The 22,267-nt window shown below is 47.4% G+C and carries 22 protein-coding genes; 2 read left to right on the top strand and 20 right to left on the bottom strand.

Going from position 1 to position 22,267, the window contains the following annotated elements; genetic code table 11:
• Positions 1 to 3: 3 nt before the first annotated feature.
• From ICW23_RS01230 to ICW23_RS01205, 6 genes are all read right to left on the bottom strand, one after another.
• The gene (locus tag ICW23_RS01230; protein WP_188153900.1) at positions 4 to 1,632 is read right to left on the bottom strand and encodes a peptide-binding protein; all 1,629 of its coding nucleotides are present in this window, start codon (positions 1,630 to 1,632) and stop codon (positions 4 to 6) included.
• A gap of 77 nt (positions 1,633 to 1,709) precedes the next feature.
• A complete protein-coding gene (locus ICW23_RS01225) occupies positions 1,710 to 2,699 on the bottom strand; it encodes an ABC transporter ATP-binding protein (protein ID WP_188153899.1) in 990 nt (329 codons plus the stop codon).
• Entirely contained in the window at positions 2,696 to 3,682 is a 987-nt protein-coding gene (locus ICW23_RS01220) for an ABC transporter ATP-binding protein (protein WP_016938243.1), read from the bottom strand. The genes ICW23_RS01225 and ICW23_RS01220 overlap by 4 nt, the downstream gene beginning before the upstream one ends.
• Positions 3,683 to 3,854: 172 nt before the next feature.
• The gene (locus ICW23_RS01215) at positions 3,855 to 4,640 is read right to left on the bottom strand and encodes a DUF2268 domain-containing putative Zn-dependent protease (RefSeq protein ID WP_016938244.1); all 786 of its coding nucleotides are present in this window, start codon (positions 4,638 to 4,640) and stop codon (positions 3,855 to 3,857) included.
• A gap of 85 nt (positions 4,641 to 4,725) precedes the next feature.
• Positions 4,726 to 5,964, bottom strand: a complete 1,239-nt coding sequence (gene fabF / locus ICW23_RS01210; protein ID WP_029575326.1) for a beta-ketoacyl-ACP synthase II — start codon at positions 5,962 to 5,964, stop codon at positions 4,726 to 4,728.
• Between the two features lie 23 nt (positions 5,965 to 5,987).
• On the bottom strand, positions 5,988 to 6,926 hold the full coding sequence (locus ICW23_RS01205) for a beta-ketoacyl-ACP synthase III (protein ID WP_016938246.1): 939 nt from the start codon (positions 6,924 to 6,926) through the stop codon (positions 5,988 to 5,990).
• Between the two features lie 165 nt (positions 6,927 to 7,091).
• On the opposite strand from ICW23_RS01205, the gene ICW23_RS01200 reads away from it, so the two are divergent.
• Positions 7,092 to 7,319, top strand: coding sequence for a hypothetical protein (locus ICW23_RS01200; RefSeq protein ID WP_016938247.1), 228 nt, complete (start codon positions 7,092 to 7,094; stop codon positions 7,317 to 7,319).
• A 29-nt stretch (positions 7,320 to 7,348) separates the two neighbouring features.
• Here the strand turns inward: ICW23_RS01200 and ICW23_RS01195 are convergent, their stop codons facing one another.
• The 4 genes from ICW23_RS01195 to ICW23_RS01180 all read right to left on the bottom strand — a co-directional run bounded on the left by ICW23_RS01195 (position 7,349) and on the right by ICW23_RS01180 (position 9,978).
• Positions 7,349 to 7,540, bottom strand: coding sequence for a ComZ family protein (locus ICW23_RS01195; protein WP_003155061.1), 192 nt, complete (start codon positions 7,538 to 7,540; stop codon positions 7,349 to 7,351).
• A gap of 12 nt (positions 7,541 to 7,552) precedes the next feature.
• A complete protein-coding gene (locus ICW23_RS01190) occupies positions 7,553 to 8,506 on the bottom strand; it encodes a BMP family ABC transporter substrate-binding protein (protein ID WP_045925324.1) in 954 nt (317 codons plus the stop codon).
• 88 nt (positions 8,507 to 8,594) lie between these two features.
• Positions 8,595 to 9,161, bottom strand: a complete 567-nt coding sequence (locus tag ICW23_RS01185) for a hypothetical protein (RefSeq protein WP_188153898.1) — start codon at positions 9,159 to 9,161, stop codon at positions 8,595 to 8,597.
• Positions 9,162 to 9,243: 82 nt separating this feature from the next.
• A complete protein-coding gene (locus ICW23_RS01180) occupies positions 9,244 to 9,978 on the bottom strand; it encodes a lipase family protein (RefSeq protein ID WP_064777821.1) in 735 nt (244 codons plus the stop codon).
• Positions 9,979 to 10,239: 261 nt separating this feature from the next.
• Between ICW23_RS01180 and ICW23_RS01175 the strand changes: the two genes are divergently transcribed.
• Positions 10,240 to 10,425, top strand: coding sequence for a YjzD family protein (locus ICW23_RS01175; protein ID WP_016938251.1), 186 nt, complete (start codon positions 10,240 to 10,242; stop codon positions 10,423 to 10,425).
• Positions 10,426 to 10,461: 36 nt separating this feature from the next.
• Here the strand turns inward: ICW23_RS01175 and ICW23_RS01170 are convergent, their stop codons facing one another.
• From ICW23_RS01170 to ICW23_RS01125, 10 genes are all read right to left on the bottom strand, one after another.
• On the bottom strand, positions 10,462 to 10,641 hold the full coding sequence (locus ICW23_RS01170) for a YjzC family protein (RefSeq protein ID WP_016938252.1): 180 nt from the start codon (positions 10,639 to 10,641) through the stop codon (positions 10,462 to 10,464).
• Positions 10,642 to 10,717: 76 nt separating this feature from the next.
• Positions 10,718 to 11,689, bottom strand: a complete 972-nt coding sequence (argF, locus tag ICW23_RS01165; RefSeq protein WP_188153897.1) for an ornithine carbamoyltransferase — start codon at positions 11,687 to 11,689, stop codon at positions 10,718 to 10,720.
• Positions 11,677 to 14,772 carry a carbamoyl-phosphate synthase (glutamine-hydrolyzing) large subunit gene (locus ICW23_RS01160; protein WP_188153896.1) on the bottom strand — a complete coding sequence of 1,032 codons (3,096 nt, stop codon included), beginning with the start codon at positions 14,770 to 14,772 and terminating at the stop codon, positions 11,677 to 11,679. Before ICW23_RS01160 ends, argF begins: the two co-directional genes overlap by 13 nt.
• Positions 14,765 to 15,823, bottom strand: coding sequence for a carbamoyl phosphate synthase small subunit (locus ICW23_RS01155; RefSeq protein WP_188153895.1), 1,059 nt, complete (start codon positions 15,821 to 15,823; stop codon positions 14,765 to 14,767). Before ICW23_RS01155 ends, ICW23_RS01160 begins: the two co-directional genes overlap by 8 nt.
• Before the next feature lie 68 nt (positions 15,824 to 15,891).
• Complete coding sequence (locus tag ICW23_RS01150; protein ID WP_188153894.1) at positions 15,892 to 17,049, bottom strand: acetylornithine transaminase; 1,158 nt, start codon at positions 17,047 to 17,049, stop codon at positions 15,892 to 15,894.
• On the bottom strand, positions 17,046 to 17,822 hold the full coding sequence (gene argB, locus ICW23_RS01145) for an acetylglutamate kinase (protein ID WP_188153893.1): 777 nt from the start codon (positions 17,820 to 17,822) through the stop codon (positions 17,046 to 17,048). The genes ICW23_RS01150 and argB overlap by 4 nt, the downstream gene beginning before the upstream one ends.
• Positions 17,823 to 17,836: 14 nt before the next feature.
• Positions 17,837 to 19,054 (bottom strand): bifunctional ornithine acetyltransferase/N-acetylglutamate synthase, encoded by a 1,218-nt coding sequence (gene argJ, locus ICW23_RS01140; RefSeq protein ID WP_016938258.1) that lies wholly within the window; start codon positions 19,052 to 19,054, stop codon positions 17,837 to 17,839.
• A gap of 22 nt (positions 19,055 to 19,076) precedes the next feature.
• On the bottom strand, positions 19,077 to 20,114 hold the full coding sequence (gene argC / locus ICW23_RS01135; RefSeq protein WP_095240957.1) for an N-acetyl-gamma-glutamyl-phosphate reductase: 1,038 nt from the start codon (positions 20,112 to 20,114) through the stop codon (positions 19,077 to 19,079).
• Positions 20,115 to 20,246: 132 nt separating this feature from the next.
• Positions 20,247 to 20,789 carry an MFS transporter gene (locus tag ICW23_RS01130; protein WP_095240958.1) on the bottom strand — a complete coding sequence of 181 codons (543 nt, stop codon included), beginning with the start codon at positions 20,787 to 20,789 and terminating at the stop codon, positions 20,247 to 20,249.
• Positions 20,786 to 22,222 carry an FAD-binding oxidoreductase gene (locus ICW23_RS01125; protein ID WP_188153892.1) on the bottom strand — a complete coding sequence of 479 codons (1,437 nt, stop codon included), beginning with the start codon at positions 22,220 to 22,222 and terminating at the stop codon, positions 20,786 to 20,788. Before ICW23_RS01125 ends, ICW23_RS01130 begins: the two co-directional genes overlap by 4 nt.
• Positions 22,223 to 22,267: the final 45 nt, after the last annotated feature.

Below are 22,267 nucleotides of genomic sequence, written 5' to 3'. Positions count from 1 at the left end.
CTGCTATTTTTGGTCCAGCCACCATTTTTCAATATTATACAAGTCATTTTTAGGGTGGAATACATAGCCTTGTAAATTATTCGGCATCGCTCTGTGATAGTTGTAATAGAATAAGAAGCTGTACGGCTGATCTTCCGCAATCAATTTGTATATCTCTTCATATTTCTTTTGGTATTCTTTTCTGTCAGTAATTGACTTCGCCTCTTCAAGCAGCTTATCGACTTTCGGATTTTTGTACCAAATATTATTCAGCCCGTTTTTAGCTTGGCTTGAATGGAAGATGGAGAACTGATCCGGGAACGTAGCAAGACTCCATCCGAGAAGAAGAGCGTCATAATCCCAATTAGGGGCACTGGTCTGTTCAATTAACGCACTGAATTCAACAATCCGCGGCTTAGCCTCAATTCCTACTTCTTTTAATTGCTGCTGAACGACAACCGCTAAATCTTCACGAATTTTATTGCCTTGATTCGTTTTAATTTCAAAAGAGAATTTTTTTCCGTCTTTATCAAGGTAGCCGTCACCGTCATGGTCTTCCCATCCGGCTTCTTTTAACAGCTGCTTTGCTTTTTTCGGATTATAATCAAATGTCGGCACTTTAGACTTCGGATAATTCCATGACAGCGGACTTTCAGGAACATTTGCTACCTTACCGTCTCCATTCAGCACTTGATCCACCATTGCCTGTCTGTCAAGAGCATAAGTCAATGCCTGACGCACTTTTTTGTCCTTAAAAAGCTCTTTTTTCTCATTCCAGCCGATATAGCTGTAGTTTAAGCCAAGATCAGATTTAACCTTTACGTTTCCAAACGTTTTAACCGTATCAAAATCTGTGCCCGGCACAACGAAGAAATCAATGTCTCCCGCTTTTAACTGGGCCACGGCCGCGTTGGAATCAGGAATTGTTTTGACTGTCACTGTATCAAGATAAGGTCTGCCGCCAAAGTATTCATCATTTGCTTCCAGTTTGACATACTCACCCTTTTTCCACTCAACAAACTTAAACGGACCGGAGCCGATTGGGTTTTTACGGTTAAATTCATTCTCTCCCAGATCAGCAACCGGAACCTTACCCAATATATGTTTTGGCAAAATGCCGTAACTGTCGAGAACGACATTGTAGAAATAGGCATCTTTTTTCTTCATTTTAAACTGAATTTCATATTTTCCTTTTTTCGTTACGGATTTAAGTGACTCAAAACCTGAGCCTCGCTCACCGTTGTAATCTTTGTTAAGAGGAATACTGTAGGTGAACACTACATCGTCGGCCGTGAGCTCTTTTCCATCATGGAATTTTACGCCTTTTTTAAGTTTTACGTTGTACGTTAATCCCCCGTCAGCTTCTGTTACTTTTTCAGCCAGCGACGGCTTGACGTTCAATTTCTCATCAGTTTCTAATAATGTGCTGTAAATCATTCCTTCAATATCGGAACTTGCAACATCGGTGGAGTAAAGAGGATTAAAAAGCGTTGGTTCCCCAGTTGACCCAACAACCAAATCTCCGCCTTTTTGCGGTTTTCCGGCCGGTTTGGATTCGGTGTTTGTGGATTTTGAGCCGGAGCAGGCTGACAGGAAGATGGCGAACGCCATAAAAACACTTAGCATCATCAGTGCGGTTTTACGTAATTTCATATCAATTCCCCCTTTGTGATATATATGCAGCAAACAGGTTATGTAATCCGGCATACCCCCTCTCGATGCTTGTCATTTCAGGTGTATAAATGGCAAGCGACGTAATGGCCGGGAGCGGCTTCTTCAAATGCCGGGATTTGTTCCTTACAGATCGGTTTGGCCATCGGACACCGCGTGTGGAACACGCAGCCTTTCGGCGGGTTTGCCGGGCTCGGCAGTTCTCCTTTCAGGATGATTCGTTCCCGCTTGACGGCGTCTTTTTTTCTCGTGACTGGCACTGAAGATAACAGCGCTTGCGTATAGGGGTGAAGCGGATTGTCGTACAGCTCATGTTTATCGGTCAGCTCCATCATTTTCCCCAGATACATAACGCCGACTCTGTCACTGATATGGCGGACAACACTTAAATCATGGGATATAAACAAATAGGTCAGGTTGAATTCTTCCTGCAGTTCTTCCATCAGATTGATGACCTGAGCCTGAATGGAGACATCAAGCGCGGATACAGGTTCATCCGCAATAATCAGCTCGGGATTCAATGTTAAAGCCCGCGCAATCCCGATCCGCTGACGCTGCCCTCCGGAAAATTCATGCGGATAGCGGTTTGCAAAGCTCGGATGGAGACCGACTTTCGCCAGCAGCTCCTCTACTCTCTCGTTCCGCTCGCGAATGCTGTACATATGGTGAGTCTGGTACGGTTCTTTAATAATGGAGCGCAGTGTTTTTCTCGGATTAAGCGATGCGAAGGGGTCCTGGAAGACCATCTGGATGTTTTTGCGGACGCTTTTTCTCAGCTTTTCTTCTGATAAGCCGGAAATATCCTGACCCTTAAAAAGAATCCGGCCGTCTGTCGGTTTGTATAAACGGATCATGGTCCTTCCCGCCGTTGATTTGCCGCATCCTGATTCACCGACGATGCCGAGCGTCTCGCCGCGCTTCAGTGAAAAAGAAACACCGTCGACAGCCTTTATGTCTCCGACTTTTCTTTGAAAAAAACCGGAACGGATCGGGAAATATTTTTTTACGTCTTTCAGCTCTAATATCGTTTCTTGGCTCACAGCTGTCATTTTGATTGGGCACCCTCTTCCTCATATAAAAAACACCTTACAGAACGGCCGCTTTCATGTGTTATCAGCTCAGGCTGCCCCGTTTTGCATTTGTCCATCGCCTTTGCACACCTCGGAGCGAATCGGCAGCCTTCCGGAAGATGATCCGGTGTCGGGACACTGCCTTTGATCGCTTTTAATGTATCAATCTCTCCGTCTATCACCGGTATGGAGTTTAACAGCCCTTCCGTGTACGGATGAAGGGGGTTTAAAAATAAGTCTTCCACGCTCGCGCTCTCAACGACTTGTCCGCAGTACATCACGATCACCCTGTCGGCGGCTTCGGAAACGACGCCTAAATCGTGAGTGATCAGCAGAATGGAAGTATCGAATTTTTTGCAGAGGTCTTTCATCAGCTCCAATACTTGGGCTTGTATCGTCACATCAAGCGCTGTCGTCGGTTCATCGGCTATCAGGAGCTTCGGGTTGCAGCTGAGCGCAATGGCGATCATCACCCTCTGTCTCATCCCCCCGGAAAGGCGGTGCGGATATTCTTTCATTACTTGTTCCGCTCTTGAGAATCCGACGAGCTTGAGAAGCTCAACGGCCTTATTCGCGGCTTCTTTTTTACTCATTTTTTTATGGTATTCAAGCACTTCGGTAATTTGTTCGCCGATGGTCAGCACCGGGTTTAGAGAAGTCATAGGTTCCTGAAAGATCATAGAGACGTCATTTCCGCGGATTTTGCAATATTCGTTTTCGGTGAAGGAGGCCAGGTCCCTGCCTTCCAGCTTAATCGAGCCGTCCACAATTTTCCCGCCCGAGCCTTGAACAAGTCCCATAATAGAAAGCGAGGTGATGCTTTTGCCCGAGCCGGATTCTCCTACAAGGGCGACGGTTTCGCCCTTGTTAATGTGAAAATCCACCCCGTCGACTGCGGGAATCGGCTGTTTCTTTCTGAAAAAATAGGTCTTTAAATTATTCACTTCTAATAGTGTGCTCATGATACGCCCCTTTCTCATTCCGCTGCAGCAGAGGGAAACATACGTTTCGCTATCACAAAATATAGAATAGTCAAAAATTTTATAGTTGTATATTATTACATCATTATTACAAAAGCAAGAATTTTTTAGGATAAATGTAATATCCTTAAATAATTACCATTCTTTTAATCTTTTAAAGCGTTGCTTCCAGAAAGGTTTTTGAAGGGATGGCCAATGCTTCTTTTACTGTTTTTTGATGATCGGTTAAATATTTTTTTACTATATTGAATCCGACGGCATAACCAAGCATTGAGGGGAAGTATCCTTTTCCGTATAAGAGCTGTGAAAACATTCTGCTGTCTCTCGTTAATCGAAGGTTCGGCTTGACTCTTTTTTCAAACAGAAAATCAAGCTGCTCAGGCGTGTAGTAGGACGTCCATTCCGCCGTAAGACTTGAGCCGAATCGCTCATATACAGCATATTCTGCCAGCCCCTCCATCATGATTGTATCAAGTAATGTCTCATCTTTTTCGTCCTTTGTCACATGTTCTAACCGGCAGACGTGATTATATTCATGTGTCATAAGGGCGGAAACAGCTGAATTGGAACTATCCGACGATAAGAAGAGAAACATTTTGTCCCGGAAAGCAAGACCGGATTTTGACCCGAATTCCAGACGGATTTTTCGGTTTCGTTCATCAACGGGCAAAACAACGATCGGCACGTCCGGCCCGTTCCACTTCTCCTTTAAATAAGCTTCCTCCTTTTGAATATGGCTGTAGCTTCCTCTTTCTTTCAGCCGTTTACTGGTCCTAACGCCGTCCTTCAGATGGCGGAACATTCCGTGGTTTTGCAGCATCCCGAGTATCGGCTTCCACTCTTTCTTTTCGGCCCCTGAAAAAAGCGGCAAAAGGTGCGGGGCCAAATCATTCATGGATGCCGCCTTTTCCATCCATTTATATGTCTGCTTGACGCTCATACCGGTTCGCCTCCTCTTGTTGTTATCATATGCACGCACAAAAAAAACCGGCCCCCTTTTTCAGGCAGCCGGTCAAAAAACTGTATTATTGATATTTTTTAAAGATCAAAGTGGCATTATGTCCGCCGAATCCGAGCGAGTTGCTGAGAACGATGTTAACATCCTGCTCGCGCGCTTTGTCCGGTACATAATCTAAATCACACTCTTCATCAGGTGTTTCGATGTTAATCGTCGGCGGGATAACGCTGTCTTTAATCGCCATGACGGAGAAGATGGCTTCAATTCCTCCGGCAGCGCCTAACAAATGGCCCGTCATTGATTTTGTCGAGCTGATGGCAAGCTTGTACGCATGATCGCCGAAAACGGTCTTAATGGCTTTTGTCTCGTATTTGTCATTGTAGTACGTGCTTGTGCCGTGAGCGTTAATGTAATCAATTTCTTCAGGCTTGATGCCCGCATCTTTGATTGCTTCTTGCATCGCTCTCGCACCGCCTTCCCCGTCTTGGGCAGGCGCGGTAATGTGGTAAGCATCACCCGTTGAGCCGTAACCGACAATTTCTCCGTAGATTTTCGCACCGCGGGCAAGCGCGTGCTCAAGCTCTTCAAGTACGACGATCCCCGCGCCTTCTCCCATGACAAAGCCGTCACGGTTTTTATCAAACGGGCGGCTTGCCGTTTTCGGATCAGGATTTGTAGAAAGGGCTTTGTTTGCGCTGAAGCCCGCAAATGACATTCTTGTCAGCGGCGCTTCCGTTCCGCCCGTAATCATCGCATCGGCATCGCCGCGCTGAATGACTTTAAACGCGTCACCGATAGAGTTTGTCCCCGTCGCACATGCCGTCACCGTACAGGAGTTAACTCCTTTTGCTCCGAGAGCGATTGAGATTTGGCCTGTCGCCATATCCGGAATCATCATCGGAACAAAGAACGGGCTGACCCGTCTCGGCCCTTTTGTCAGGAAGATTTCGAATTGGGATTCAAGCGTTTCAAGGCCGCCGATTCCGGAACCGACCCAAACGCCGACTCTTGGCGCGATCTCTTCTGTGATGTTCAGACCGGCATCTTCAACAGCCATTTTCGCGGCTACGACAGCATATTGCGTGAAGCGGTCCATTTTTCTCGCTTCTTTTTTATCCATGTAGTTTTCAATATTGAAATCTTTCAGTTCAGCAGCTACTTTCGCCGGATACTCATCCGATTCCACACGTGTGATCGGTCCGACTCCGGATACGCCGCTAATTGCATTTTTCCAGCTTGTTTCGGCGTCGTTGCCAAGCGGAGACAAGGCTCCAAGTCCTGTAACGACTACTCTTTTTTTACTCATCATGTGTGCACCTCACCTTTTTTCTATCGTCCCCAGCGCACCGCTATGGCGCCCCATGTCAATCCTCCGCCGAAACCGACCATGACGATGACATCGCCGTCTTTAATTTTACCTGCTTCCAGTTCCTCTACTAATGAAATCGGAATGGATGCTGCGGATGTGTTTCCATATTTATGGACTGTTTTAGACATCTTTTCAACCGGAAGCTCCAAACGTTCCCGTGCCGCTTCCATAATGCGGATGTTTGCCTGATGGGGAATCAAAAAGTCTACGTCCTCTTTGGAAAGACCGGCTTTTTCAATGACATTTACACTTGATTCACCCATTTGCCGGACGGCGAATTTGAATACTTCTCTTCCATGCATGATTGTATGCCCTTTTTCATCTAAGTACAAGTGCTGACCGCCTGTACCGTCTGCTCCGAGCTCAAATGACAGTATGCCTCTGTCGTCGCTGACCGGTCCGATGACAGCCGCTCCGGCCCCGTCCCCGAACAGAACAGCCGTATTGCGGTCTTCCCAGTCAGTAATGCTTGAAAGCTTTTCGACTCCGACCACAAGGACATGTTTGTATGTTTGCGATTCAATGAATTGTTTGGCGGTTACGATACCATACATAAAACCCGCACATGCGGCGCTGATATCCATCGCGCACGCTTTTTTGGCCCCGAGCTTTTCTTGTATCATACAGGATACGGTAGGGAAAGACTGGTCGGGAGTGACCGTCGCCACGAGGATCATATCAAGCTCCTCAGCGGAAATGCCCGCCTGATCAAGCGCTTTTTGCGCAGCCTCAGCGGCCATGCCGGATGAATACATATCTTCAGCGGCGATTCTTCTTTCTTCTATACCTGTTCTCGTACGAATCCACTCGTCCGATGTATCTACCATTTGTTCAAGATCATGATTTGTCAGCACTTTTTCCGGGATGTAACGGCCGACACCAAGAATTCCAGCTTTCATAGGAAATACTCCTTTTTATAATGAATTTAAAACTAATTAGTTATGATCAATTATTAGTATCAGGTACTAATTCTACCCTATTTTTTTTCTGTTGGCAATATATTCGTCTAAACTATCGGCTCCTGATCTTCATAGTATAAAAGGAAGATGAAAGGAGGCTTTATTATGGATATTTTCACTAAAATGATGTTCGGCAATTCCGGGGACCGGGATAAAGAACCGGAAGAAAACCCGGAGCAGCCTCAGAAAGAAAACGAAGAGCAGGAGATCGATTACAATCACGTCATGAATCAGCTCGGTTCCATCATGAACTCCCTGGATCAATTAAAGCCAGTATTTAAAGACCTTGGGCTTGGATCGATGGTATCCGCTATAAAGAAAAAAATCATGTGAAAAGCCACTTCATGAAAAAGTGGCTCTCTTTATTTATTCAGCTCTCCGGCATCAGATCTGCCAAGCTCATACGCTTCCGCCATGACCGATGTAAATAGATCCATAAACGGCTGAATCATTTCCATAGACAGATCAATGCCGGATTTCTCAAGCTCCGCCTTTGCTTCCGGCAGGTATTTCATTGCGATCTGCATAAATTCAAGAGACTTTTCATGCTGCATGTGTATCCACCTCTATTCATTTGACGGCAGTTCATTTGTTCGGTTATACGTTTTTACAAGGTCTGAGATTTTGTCTTGAAATGCTTTGTCCACCAGAGGGCTGAACGTCCCCATTTCAACGACTCCTTCCCTGAAATCGAAGTCGTGATCTCCGCTCTTGAGCGTGCCGTTATTATATTGCTCGGCGATTATTGTATAGGCTTTGTCTACATTTTGCACGGTGCTTGTCAGCACCGTGTTTTTGCCCAGGTTCGATTGCTCGGCGACATAGCCGATGGCGTAAAGCCCGTCTTTTTTAATTTGCTGAATGACAGGAACATTATACCCGTCTCCGGCCGGATATACAACATCCGTGCCTTCTGCTTTTAACTTCTTATAAAGATGCAGTGCTTCATTGCCGTTATCCCAATGGTCCGTAAATTCAGTATTGACGGTGATATCGGGCTTTTCATATTTTGCTCCTTTAATAAAGCCGTCTACCTCAGGCTGCCATAAAAACGAGGCGATGACGCCGACCTCATTCGTTTTTGACATATGGGCGGCCGTCATTCCCCCAAAAAAGCCCATCGCTTCTCCCATAAGATGAACGCTTGTGACATTATCGTTTTTCGCCGTTCCGTTTGCGACGACGAATTCCATGTCGGGATAATCCTTACTGATCATATTGAAGATTTCCTCGTATTCATTTCCGTGCCCGTATAAAAGATTGACTCCTTTTTTATGCAAATCATCTATCGCTTTTAAAATATCTTCATCAGATCTGATATTTTCTTTATAATAAACGTCAACGTTAAATTCAGATTGTATCGCTAATAAACCTTTGTAACCTTTTGTGCCCCATACCAGGTCACTGATGGTATCGGGAAAAAGCATTCCGACCTTCTCAATTTTCCCTTTAAACGGAGCTTGTGCGCATCCGCTCAATAAAAGGAGGACAGAAAAGACCATGACAAGCCTGGTGATCAAGCCGTGTTCAACCCCTTTTTTACTCATAACATGTATAATTGATATACATTTATTGTAGCGGTAATGCACATAACATGGAAGGTATTTCTTAAAAATTGTCGAATGTTGATGAAAATTGTCTTTTCCACTCTTGAATTTTTTCTTCCGCTTCTGTTTTTTGCGTTTTTTCTATTATTTCCAGGGTAATAACCTGATTTTCGTCCTCTGTGACGTCCGCCTGAAGCTTATTCATCAGATCGCAGACTGCGTCTTCTAAAAAGACCCTGCTTTCGCCATCTTCTTTCGCTTCCGTCCACGGGCCGTAAAGCGGCGGAAGAATAATCGTTTTAACCGTGTCCCGCTGGCCGTTTTTTTCCCAGTCTCCGTGATCCTCGTTGTAAACAATCCAATATAAAGGCTCCGTTCTGTCTTCAGGCAGACATCCGCTCCCGTATTGAACGCAGATTCGATCGTATTCCTTATCACCGATTTCATCTATGATTTGAAAAAGCCCGTTTCTCCCGAGCCACATTAAACGTTCTTCTAAATACAGCTGCCTCGTTTTGTCCTCCGGCTCATCCAAAATGACATCAACATGCACACCTTCATCCATCATCCGTTCGCATAATGAAAGGCCGAGAAATTCATCTGCTCCAATGATCAGCGCTGTCTTCATCGCATATGCCGCCTTTCCGGTTTTTCATTCACGTACAAGCCAAACAGCCCTCTGAAAAGAGATGGCTGTTGTATACTATTCACTACAGGTCTTTTTCATGACTGCGGAAAAAGCGGCAGACGGCTCTGTACATCCTCGCCGGATTCTCAAGCATGTGATACGTGATATCAGTCTTGCATCCGGTCTTTTCCCGGGCTTCTTTATATGCGTTCGCATGCAGGGTATACGGATACGGCGCTCCGGTCGTTCTTTGCCATATATGTACCGGCACGCTGGTGCGGCAGCCGGTGATGGTCTGATAGGTCAGCGAGCTTGCCTCTTTTTCAGAAACACCGAAGCTTTGAGCCGTTTCTCTCAGAAACTGCTTATAAAAAAACTTATTTTCTTTCTCTGATTCAAAATGGGCTTGAAGGTCAAGACAAGGATCTAACATTGCTGCTGAACGGATATGCTCCGGCGAAGATTGCAGCAGTTGATCGGCGATGAGAGCGCCCATGCCTTCTGCAAGCAAGTGTATCTTCGGGTTGAGGGTTTCTTGTTTCAGCACATAATGAATCAGCTGCCTGGCGTAAGCGGCGGCTTTTTCCGATCCCCAGTGCCTGCCGTATAAATTGCTGTTGAAGATTGTATAACCTCTGTCACGCAGCGTATTTAGCAGCTGGTTTCTCCCTTCATGTTCGAGCCAAAAGCTTGAATCCCCGCTGACAAAGTGAGTTCTGTCCCCAAGAATAAAGATACAGAAGCCGTTCGGCCGATACGGCAGATGGATGACGTTCAGCTCAGATCCGAGTTGGAAAAATCTTTCCGTTATCCCCATGCCTTTCCGCCTCCTTTTACTCCTAGTTTCTCTATTGGCTATCATATGTAAGAAGAATGAAAACGGATCAGTTAAACCCCTAGTTGCTTCTATGTTTTGGCTATTATACCGGTGCGGGGACCGTATTTTCTGTCAGATGGCCGGACAGGCGGGAAAAAGTCAGTTTTAGGGCGGGGCTTTTTGATGCGAAATTGACCTTCCGCCCGCGCCTTATGTATGGTATGATACAACGTAGAATAAAATGAAGGACGAGGTGGAAACGTGCGGTTAGTTATCGGTTTTATTTGGACGTTCCTTTTAACACATATGGCCTGTTATTTGATCGCCTCCATGAACAGCGCGGCATACAACTTCAAGCAATCATCAGTTATCGCCGTGGTTATCGCGGTGCTTGTGTTTGTTCTTGCGGAAGTCATGCCTGTCAAACAGGATGCAAGCCAGCATTAATTAAAAAAACCTGCTATTCAGCAGGTTTTTTTGTGTTCACGGTTTTCGTTGATATGTCCATAATCTGTTGTGATTTGAAGTCTCAGGAAACATTTCTCCCGCTGTAAGCTTGATTTTTTGCGGATTTTTGACCATACTTCCCGTTTCGCCGATTTCAACGTACACACCGTTATTCGGCGCTTTTTGTCCCGGTCGGAATTGATGCTGCTGTCCCACGTCATTTCCTCCTTTTTCTTTTTCATGTAGTATGCGCTTGTATACGGGAAAATATTAAAAAACCGCTGAATGAGGCTCAGCGGTTTTTTTGTTCATCCTGTTTGTAAAGAAGAACTTTCAAGAGCGCTTTTTGCGCGTGAAGCCGGTTTTCCGCCTGCTGGAATACCGCAGAGTTCGGGCCGTCAATTATCTCGGACGTGACCTCTTCCTCCCGATGCGCGGGCAGACAGTGCAAAAAGGTATAGTCAGGTTTGGCGAGACTGACGAGTGAGGCGTTGACTTGGTACGGGGCAAACACGTTCAGCCGCTGCTGCATCTCTTCTTCCTGCCCCATGCTCGTAAAGACGTCGGAGTAAATCACGTCTGCATCCCGCACCGCTTCCTGCGGATTTTCGGTAAGGATGATCTCCGCTCCGGAAACAGCCCCAGCTTCTTTTGCGGCATTTACCGCCTCTTCCTCTACTTCATAGCCTTTCGGGGAAGCAATCGCAATGTCACAGCCCATTTTTGCGCATCCGATCATAAGTGAATGCGCCACATTATTTCCGTCACCGATATAGGCGACTTTTACACCTTTCAGTTTTCCTTTTATTTCTTGTATCGTTAACAGATCCGCGAGTGCCTGACACGGGTGGTACCGGTCGGTCAGCCCGTTTATGACGGGAATGTGTGCATGCTCGGCAAGTTCTTCGACTTTTTCATGCTCAAAGGTGCGGATCATAATGGCATCAACGAATCCGGACAGCACCTTCGCCGTATCCGCGACCGTCTCTCCCCGTCCAAGCTGCAGGTCGCTGCTTGAAAGAAATAGTCCTGTTCCTCCGAGCTGAGCCATGCCCGCTTCAAAGGATACACGCGTGCGGGTTGAAGATTTTTCAAAAATCATCGCCAATGTTTTTCCTTGAAAAATCGGCTGTATCGGATGCTGTTTTAATAATGAAGCTTCTGTCAGAAGCCCGTTAATGTCAGAAGGGCTGAAATCCTTCAAGGAAAGAAAATCTTTGCCGTACAAATGGGTTAAAGTATGTTCCGCTTTTACTGTGTGCATGATGCCACATCCTTTTGATAAAGATCTTTAAGCGATACAGGCTGAGGTTTGCCGGAGCCGCTTGCTAAAAATGCCTTTGCGGTTTCCGGTTCAGTAAAGACCGTCACGCCATGCGTCATGGCTTCAATCCGCTGTTTGCGCGCTTCTTCAGAATGATTGAAATTAATATGGACCGCTTTATCCTTCCGATCCGCCCAGGCCTCAAAAGAGTCTTTGCACACGGTGAATCCCGCCGCTTGAGCCTGCCGTGCCAGTTCCTCATCTCCGCCTTCCAGATAGACGCTTCCTTTTTTCTCCCAGACATGCGCGTAGATTTTTTTCAGGGCGCTTTCTGCGTCAAACGCGACACACATCCCTTCTCCTGTCGACTTCATTTCCGGTCCCGGCTTTACGTCAACATCCTGAATGGCATGAGAAGAAAATACCGGGAATTTCACAGCCGTTCCATGCTGATTTTGAACCTCGGGGTTGAGGTCTTTAAGGGAAGCGCCGGCCAGCAGTCTGGCGGCAAGCGGGATCATCGGCACTCCCATCACCTTAGATACGACAGGAACCGTGCGGCTTGCCCGCGGATTCACTTCAAGAACGAGAATATCCCCTTTGTCATCAATGACAAACTGAATGTTCATAATGCCTTTGAAACCCAGTTTTACCGCAATTTTTTCGGCAGCCTTTTTTATATCCCGCTGCATATCAAGTGTGACGGACGGACCCGGCAGAATCGCAAAACTGTCGCCCGAATGGACGCCGGCCCGTTCAATGTGTTCTGTATAAGTCGGAACGAATACTTCATGTCCGTCGGAAATCAGATCAATCTCCAATTCTTTTCCTGTAATGTATTGGTCGATCAAAATCGGATACGGCATGCCCGCTTCTTTTTCCAGCAGGTCTGACAGCTGCGCTTCTGAATCCACGATGATCATGCCCATCCCCCCGATGACATAAGACGGACGGATCAGCACGGGATACCCGATGCGGCTTGCTTTTTCCGCGGCTTCTTCTTTCGTATAAGCCGTTTCCCCTTCGGCATGTTTCAGATCAAGCTCATCAAGCAGCCGATAAAACAGATCCCGATCCTCCAGCGCATCCAGGGTTCTAAAAGATGTTCCGAGCAGCTGAATGCCCGCTTTTTCCAGTGATTCAGCGGCATTGATAGCGGTCTGTCCCCCAAACTGGACGATGGCAAAATCAATGTTTTCATGTTCCGCCACGTTTAAAATATGCTCTGATGTCAGCGGTTCAAAATAGAGCCTGTCGGCAATTTCGTAATCGGTGCTTACCGTTTCCGGATTGTTATTGATCATAATCGTTTCATAGCCCAGCTTTTGCAGGGTCAGGACGCCGTGGACTGCGCTGTAGTCAAATTCCACTCCCTGACCGATACGGATCGGGCCTGATCCTATAATGAGCGCCCGTTTTTTCTCTTTTCGGCTGATATCTCCGTCGCTTTCTCCGAGATAGGTGGAGTAGAAATAATTGGTCTTGGCATCAAATTCAGCGGCGCATGTATCTACGATTTTAAACGACGGGACGATATCTGCTTTCTTTCTGAGAGCGCGGATGTCTTCTTCCGTTTTTCCCGTAAGAGACGCGATCATGACGTCCGTGAAGCCTTTTACCTTCGCCTGCTTTAAAAGCGGGACAGACAGATGATCTCCTTCTTCCATCAGCTTGTTTTCCAATGTGATGATATTTCGGAATACATGAAGGAAAAACGGGTCAATTTTCGTTTTAGAATGAATGTTTTCTATCGTTACACCGCGGCTTAACAGTTCCATGACGACGAAGAATCTCCGGTCATCCGGCGTTACCGCTAAGTCCCACAGCTGATTGACCGTAAAGCCGCCGAGTTCAGGAAGGCGGGTGCCGATCGTTTTCAGCTCAAGGGAGGCCGCCGCTTTTTGAATGGCCGCTTCCATATTTCTTTCGATCGCCATGACCTCTCCCGTCGCTTTCATCTTCGTTCCGAGCGTGCGGTCGGCATGTTTAAATTTATCAAACGGCCAGCGCGGGAACTTGACGATGACATAATCCAGCGCCGGTTCAAAGCTTGCATAAGTAGAGCCCGTCAGCGGATTTTTCAGTTCATCAAGCGTATAGCCGACAGCAAGTTTCGCCGCCATTTTGGCAATCGGATAGCCGGTCGCTTTTGACGCGAGAGCTGAAGAGCGGCTGACACGCGGGTTCACTTCAATGACATAGTACTGTTTGCTGAACGGATCCAGCGCAAATTGAATGTTGCAGCCGCCGACCACATCCAGTGCTGAAATAATCGCCAAACTTGCCGAACGCAGCATCTGATATTCTTCATCCGTTAACGTCTGGGACGGCGCGACTACGATCGAGTCTCCTGTATGCACGCCGACGGGATCAATGTTTTCCATGTTGCAGACGGTGATGCATGTATGATTTCTGTCACGCATGACCTCATATTCGATTTCTTTAAAACCGGCGATGCTTTTTTCGACGAGGCATTGGCTGATCGGGCTTGCCAACAGTGCCTGTTTAATCAGCGTCTGAAACGCTTCTTTCGTTTTCGCGATTCCGCCTCCCTTTCCGCCTAACGTATACGCCGGTCTCAGAATAACCGGAAATCCGATAGACTCAGCGAAGCGGAGGGCATCTTCTTCGTTGTCGACGATTTCGCTTTCCGGAACGGGCTGGTCGAGCTCCTTCATCAGGGCCCGGAACCGCTCCCGGTCTTCGCCTTTTTGAATGGTCTCCACTGATGTTCCTAAAAGCTTGACATTATGCTTCTTCAGCACGCCTGCTTCTTCAAGCTTAACAGCTAAATTCAACGCCGTCTGGCCACCCAAATTGGCAAGGAGGCCGTCCGGTTTTTCTTTTTCAATGATGGCTTCGATGCTTTCGGTCGTGAGCGGTTCAAAATAAATTTCATCAGCAAACGCCTCATCCGTCATAATTGTTGCCGGATTGTTGTTGACGAGAATAACACGGTATCCTTCTTCTTTCAGAGCCATGCATCCCTGCGTTCCTGAATAATCAAATTCAGCCGCCTGGCCGATGATGATCGGGCCTGAGCCGATGACTAATATGCTGGAAATGGTTGTATCTTTAGGCATGAGCGATTTCTCTCCTTGCTGGTATCACTTTCTCTAGAAATTCATCAAATATCCACTCGCTCTCAGCCGGTCCGGGATGAGCTTCAGGGTGGAACTGTACGCTTAATACGGGAAGGCGGCTGTGAATGAGTCCTTCCACTGATGTGTCATTGACATGATGGAATCTGATCGACAGCTCATTTTGGTCAATTGATGCTTCATCGACGACGTAGCTGTGGTTCTGGCTTGTCATAAACACCCGTTTCGTTTTCCGGTCAATAACGGGATGGTTGGCTCCCCTGTGCCCGAACGGCAGTTTATACGTATTCCCTCCGAAAGCGAGGGCAATCAGCTGATGTCCGAGACAAATGCCGAGTGCGGGGAAAGCATTCAGTAAAGCCTTAATCCGGTCCATGTACGGAGCAATCGCTTTCGGGTCCCCAGGTCCGTTTGAAAGCACGATTCCGTCAGGCCGAATATCATAAACGGCGTTCATCTGGTGATACGGAACGACTGTTACTTTACAGCCGCGCTTTACAAGCGACGAAGCGATTGATTTTTTATAACCGAAATCAATCAGCGCAATATGCCGGTCTCCGTCCCCCATAGAGGTGATCTCTTCGGCCTGCGCCAGCTCAGCCGGGTTTTCTGTTCCGGATGCCGCCGGAACTTCTTCTGTTGTTGACACGGCAGCATTCATCGTGCCGCCGGAGCGGATGGTTTTGACGACGGCCCGTGTGTCCACTTCGGTTAAAAGCGGGATGTTCCATTTATTTAAATACTCTCTCAAACTTGAGACTGCTTCATGGTGAGAAAAATGTTCACACGCTTCATACACGACAACGGCCTTGACTTGAGGAATCTTACTCTCAAGGTCTTTTTCATTAATTCCGTAGTTTCCGATCAGCGGATACGTAAAAACAATGATCTGGCCCTTATATGACGGGTCCGTAAGCACTTCCTGATAACCCGTCATTCCGGTGAAAAAAACTGCTTCGCCAACGCAGCATGCTTCTTTTTCAAGATCACCGCCGAATGATGTTCCGTCTTCCAATACTAAATAACCTTTCATCTAAAGCCCACCTCTTGATGAATAATTAATTAAAAACATGAATTTTTATACTCTTATAGCGAAAAAAATTATCGTTTCACTGCGGTATGCGCTTCTATCGCTGCTTTCAGCATACTGACGGCCGAGAGCATTTCCTCTTCAGAAACCGTAAGCGGAGGGAGCAGCCTGATGACATTCGGTCCGGCCGGAAGCACGAGAAGTCCGCGTTCCTGCAGGTCTCCGATAATGCTGGAAACGGAACCTGCGCATTCAATGCCGATTAATAGCCCTTTTCCGCGGATATCTTTTACAAAAGGCCCTGTCAGCTCACTTTTCAGCCGGTCTTTTAAAAAAGAGCCTTTGCCGGCCGCAGCCTGGAGAAAGTCCGGCTGAAACACAATGTCCAAGGTTGCATTCACGGCTGCCATGGCAAGCTTATTGCCGCCGAAAGTCGTACCATGCGTACCCGGCGTGAAGGCTTCGCCAAGCTTCTTTTTGCCGATCACGGCCCCGACGGGAAAACCGTTTCCAAGCCCTTTCGCAACGGTGATGATGTCCGGAGAGATGCCGAAATGCTCATAGCCGAATGCTTTCCCCGTCCGGCCGATTCCGGTTTGAATCTCGTCTATGATAACCAGCGCCTGTCTGTCTTTGCAAAACGTCTGTAAGGCTTCGATGAATTCCGGGTCAGCGGGATGGACTCCCCCTTCTCCCTGCACCATCTCAAGCATGACGGCGGCGATATCATCCTCTTTTGAAAGCGTGCTGAATGCTGACGGATCATTAAACGGAAGATAGTGAAATCCATGGAGCATCGGTCCGAAACCGGTTTTGATTTTGTCTTGTCCGGTGGCGGCCATTCCCGCATATGTCCGTCCGTGAAAGGATTGCCGGAATGTCACGATTTTTGTTTTTCCCGTTGCTTTACGGGCAAGCTTAATGGCGCCTTCATTCGCTTCAGCCCCGCTGTTGCAGAAGAAAACAAGGTCCCCCGCGCTATGTTCGGCAAGCTTTGCCGCGGCTTTTTCCTGAAGGTCATTTTCAAACAGATTGGAAACGTGCCATACGCTGTCAAGCTGTTCTTTGACCGCTTCTGTCACCGCATCATGACAATGGCCGAGATTGGAAACGGCGATGCCCTGAATAAAATCCAGATACGTTTTTCCGTTTACATCCTCTGCGATTGTCCCTTTCGCTTTTTTGATATCAATAGGCCAGCGGCTGTAGGTTTGAAATAAACTGCTCATGACACGCTCTCCTTTTCCTTGACGATTTTTGTCCCTTGGAAGGCTTGATCGGTGAAAAACGCTCCTTTTCCATTTACGATCATGACTTCCGCGACATCTTCACTCAGTGCCGATAATGCCGACTTCACCTTCGGAATCATCCCTCCCGAAATGACACCGCCATCGATGAGGGTCTGAATCTCCCGCGGCGTCAAAGTATCCAGTCGGTTCTCTCCATCCATAATTCCTTCGACATCCGTGACAAATAAAAGTTTATCCGCTTGTAAGGCTGAAGCGACGGCCGAAGCTGCTGCGTCTGCGTTGACGTTCAGCGTTTCGAAATCACTTGTCATGGAAAGCGGAGCGATAACGGGTATGATGCCTTCTTTCATTAGTGCTTGAATAATGGACGGATCGGTTTTTTGGATTTCACCGACTTCTCCGTATTTGTCTTGATCAAGATAGGATGCTTGAAGGAGACCGCCGTCCTTTCCTGAGATTCCCGCAGCTTTCAGCCCGTTTTTCGCGAGTTCGGTTACGAAAAATTTATTGACCGTTCCTGACAAGACCATTTCGGCTGTTTCCAGCACCGGTTTGGTCGTTTTCCGCTGCCCATCGACAAATTCCGTTTCAATTTGCAATGTTTTCAGCATTTGTGAAATTTCCGGACCGCCGCCATGCACGACGGCAATGTTCCAGCCCGATTGCATAAGCTCTTTTACATTTTGAAAAAAAGCGGCGGATAACTCGCGGATCACGCTGCCGCCGCACTTAAAAACAATGGTTTTCTTCATGCCGCTCCCCTTTGTTATGTGCGATAGCTCGCATTGATTTTGATATAGTCATAGGTTAAGTCACAGCCCCATGCCCGGCCGCTGCCGGCGCCTTCTTGCAGGCGGACTGCGATCGTAATTTCATCACCTGATAAGTACTCCTTGGCGTCAGTCTCTGAAAACGGCTGAGGTTCGTTGTGTTTAAACAGACACTGACCGCCGAGGAAAACTTCCACTTGTTCGGCCGTTACGCTTGCCGCACTGTGCCCGATTGCGCCGACGATGCGACCCCAGTTGGCATCAGTGCCGTAAACGGCGGTTTTCACAAGGCTTGAACCGACGATTTTTTTGGCGATGATATTCGCTTCAAGATTATTTTTCGCGCCTTCGACTTTGGCTTCAATTAATTTCGTCGCTCCTTCACCGTCTCTGGCAATATCTTTGGCAAGGTCTTCGCATACAAGCTTCAGCCCCTTTTTAAAAGCCGGCCAGTCGGAATGCTGCTCCGTCAGACAATCATTCCCCGCGCAGCCATTCGCCATCACGAGCACCATATCATTCGTCGATGTTTCTCCGTCAACGGTGATTTGGTTAAATGAAACATCCGTGATCTCTCTGAGCGCGTTTTTGAGTGCCTGTTCTTCCACGGCCGCATCCGTTGTGACAAAGCCGAGCATTGTCGCCATGTTGGGGTGGATCATGCCGGAGCCTTTCGCCGCTCCGCCGATCGTGATGATGTCTCCGCCGATCACCAGTTCATAACACGTCTGTTTCGTCACTGTATCCGTCGTCAAAATGGCTTCTTCAAAAGCTCCGGACACTGCAGGCGCTTGACCGAGCTGCTCAATGCCCGCCTGAATTTTTTCCATGTCTAACAGCTCGCCGATCACCCCGGTTGATGAAACCGCAACAAGCTCCGGCTCAATCCCGAGCTGGCTTGCGAATCCGTCCCGCATTTCATAAGCGTCCTTTAAACCTTGGTCTCCCGTACAGGCGTTGGCAATCGCGCTGTTGACAATAACAGCCTGAAGCACGGCCTCTTTTTTCAAGCTCTCTTGCGTCACTTTCAAGGGTGCTGCCTGAAAATGGCTCTGCGTATATACCGCTGCACTGACTGCAGGCGTCTCGCTGATAATCGCCCCGAGATCTTTTTTTGAATAGCGCAGCCCGCAGTGGACGCCCTTTGCCTCAAACCCTTTCGGCGAAGATACGCCGCCTTTGATTTTCGTGATTTTCTCACTCAGCTGAATCATATTTTTGAATCCCTCTTTCGTTCTATGGATAGACTGGCGTCATCATAAGTCCCGTTTCTTCCTGCCAGCCATTCATGATATTTAAATTTTGAACCGCCTGCCCGGCGGCGCCTTTCATCAGATTATCTATGACAGAAACGATGGTCACGCGGTTTGTTCGTTCATCCACAGTGACACTGATGTCACAAAAGTTGCTGCCGTACACTTCTTTCGTCGCCGGGAATTCACCTTCCGGCCTGATTCTGACAAAATATGAATCTTTGTAAAATTCGGAATAAAACTCTCTTAATTGTGCAGAAGACATTCCCGGAGGGGCGTCGGTATACATCGTCGCCATAATGCCCCTTGTCATCGGCGCCAAATGAGCGGAAAACGTGATCGGACCTGTGCCGGGCTGCCATGCCGCCAATTGCTGTTCAATTTCCGGAGTGTGCTGATGCTCATTAACCTTATAAATTTTGAAATTATCATTCAGCTCAGAATAATGAGTGCCCATGGAAGCTTTTCGGCCGGCGCCGGATACGCCTGTCTTCGCATCAACAATCAGAAATGAATCTTGTAAAAGCTTATTTTTCGCCAGCGGAGCGAGCCCGAGAAGCACAGCCGTCGGAAAACACCCCGGATTGGCAATCAGCTTTGCATTCTGAATTTCTTCTTTTTGCAGTTCGGCTAAACCGTAAACCGCGTTTTGAATCGTTTCTTCCGGAGCAGCCTGCCGCTTATACCACTTTTCATACACGGCCGGGTTTTGAATCCGCAGATCGCCGGAAAGATCAATGACCGGAATGCCTGCCTCCGCCAGCTTCGGCGACCACTCTCCGGAAACGCCGGGCGGCGCGGCTATGAACATCACATCAATTTCGTTGCGAATCGTTTCTATATGAAGCGGCTGAAGTGATTGCGGCGCTATATTTCTCAAATGCGGATATGAAGCATCATATGCCTTTCCTTCATCGCTCGATGAATATAATATACAATTATCTGTATAAGGGTGATGGTTAAGAATCCTGACAAGTTCGGCGCCTCCATAGCCAGTTGCGCCTATAATACCAATTTTCAACGGGTTCACCTTCTTGGTTTTTGTGAAATTATTTAACATTATAACATGAATAAAAATTAATTCAATTGTATATTTAATATTTTTTATTCATTTTCCATCTGTTTTTGCCGACAAAAAAACAGGCTGATTCAATCAGCCTGTTTTCTTCAGCATCATAAAACCGCTTATAAAAAACAGCACAGAGCTTGCGTAAAAAATAATGTGAACCGTAAAGAAGTCAGCGAGAAAGCCGCCCAGAATGATGGCGGCAGCAGAAAATACGGCCGTCCAAAAATGGTAGCTGCCGACTTTTTTCCCCCGCTCCCCGCCGTCGGTGTAATCGGCGATCACTATTTTTTCGCCGTGTTTTTGCATGGCGCCGAACAGGCCCAAAAGCACCTGCACAACATAAACCTGGTGCACGCCGGTGATGTGCGGAAGCGTCAGGAGAAGCACTGCCATGCCCCACGAATTCGCCATAAGGAACCAGCGGGGATCAAGTCTTGCCGACAGCCGGCCGAGCAGCGGATGAATCAAAGCGCCGCTCAGGCCGAACAAGCCGTATGACAGACCGAATTGCGTGTAGCTGGAACCGATGTTTTTAATGAATAAAATATAAAAAGGAAAGATCAGGCTGCCGGCAAAAAAGACACTGCTCTGAGACAGGATCAGCCATTTTAAATGATTGTGTTTCATGATTTGTACCTCTGATAAAAATAATTCATAAATAAGTCATCCGGATCATACTTGCGCTTTTTCTGAAAGAACATGTCGGTCTTCGGATACGCCTCGCGCATCTGCTCTTTCGTTTGGTACAGCATATACGGCAGATAATAGCTGCCGCCGTGGCGCAATGCCGTGTCCGTCATTTTTCTGACGATCCGCGCCGCACTCGCCTGACTGTCTTTTGAAAACCCTTCATTGATTAATAGAACGAGCGAAAACATATCATCCTTTGCATATGACAGGTCGGCTTTTTCATTTTTTTGCACGTAGCGGATCGTAATATTTACGAGATTGAGATCTTCGTGTGACAGCGCCGTGCGCAAATCATGAATGTACGGCGCAAATTCGCCGACAGGCACGAAGTATTCCTGAAGCACGTCGGTGTTGTCCGTGTTTTCATATTCCAAAAATTTCGATTCTGACCTCATGACATTATTTCTGGAGATTTTCACGCCGTTTTGGCTGAGAAAATAAGACTGCTGGGCCGACCAGAGCCAATTTCTTCCCCAGTCATACCGGCGGGAGAGGCCGAGCGCGAATTTCGTCAGCGCCGGATGCTCATCTTCTTTCAGGTCATTGTGCTGCTTTAATTCAGTCTGATTGTCTGAGAGCGTGTAATCAGTCACATACATATCGCGCAAAAAGCCTTTATCCCCTGTTGTGATCCGCGCAAGATGCATGCGCACGGCAGGATTGTGCTGTACATGCCGGGTAAAATATTGACTGTATGTATCAGCGTTCATGCGTTTCGTTTTCATTTCGTACAGCTCATCATCTGTCAGCTCAATATCTGCGTCAAGAATCACACCGAACAGGCCGTACCCGCCGATGACGGCTGAAAACAGGTCATCTTTCGGGGTGACCGTAACGATTTTGCCGTCCGCCTTTAAAAGATGAAACGATTTAACCGTATCAATCAGCGAACCGTACCGGATATCCCGGCCGTGAGCGTTGGCGCTCAGTGAGCCTCCGATCGTAAAAATATTTTGCGACTGCATGACCTTTACCGCGAGCCCGTACGGATTGACATACCGCTGAATATCATTCCACGTCGCCCCCGCCTGCACTCTGATGATTTTTTTCTTTCGGTCGAGACCGAGTATTTTGTTGTACCCCGTCATGTCGAGAACGATACCGTCTTCATAATACGTCTGGCCGCCCATTGAGTGCTGGGCGCCTGCGATCGAAATCTTCAGATGCTTTCTCTTTGCTTCCTTAATCGTTTCGACCAATGTTTCTTTCTCTTTTCCTTTGACCGTCTGCTTAATTTTCACCGGCATGAGACGGCTGACATCCGTCATTGTTTCCGCCTGCTGATGCCGCTCTTTGTGGAAGACAGAAACAGCGAACAGCGCCGTATAAACTAGGATGCTAAGGATAATGAGAAGTATTTTTTTCTTCATATGTTCCTCCCTCGCGTACAGCCGGTCTATTATATCACGACTTCC

The sequence above is a fragment of the Bacillus sp. 1021 genome (genome assembly GCF_014534735.1).
Taxonomy (GTDB): Bacteria; Bacillota; Bacilli; order Bacillales; family Bacillaceae; genus Bacillus; species Bacillus siamensis.
This window is presented reverse-complemented; position numbering and strand designations above follow the sequence as displayed.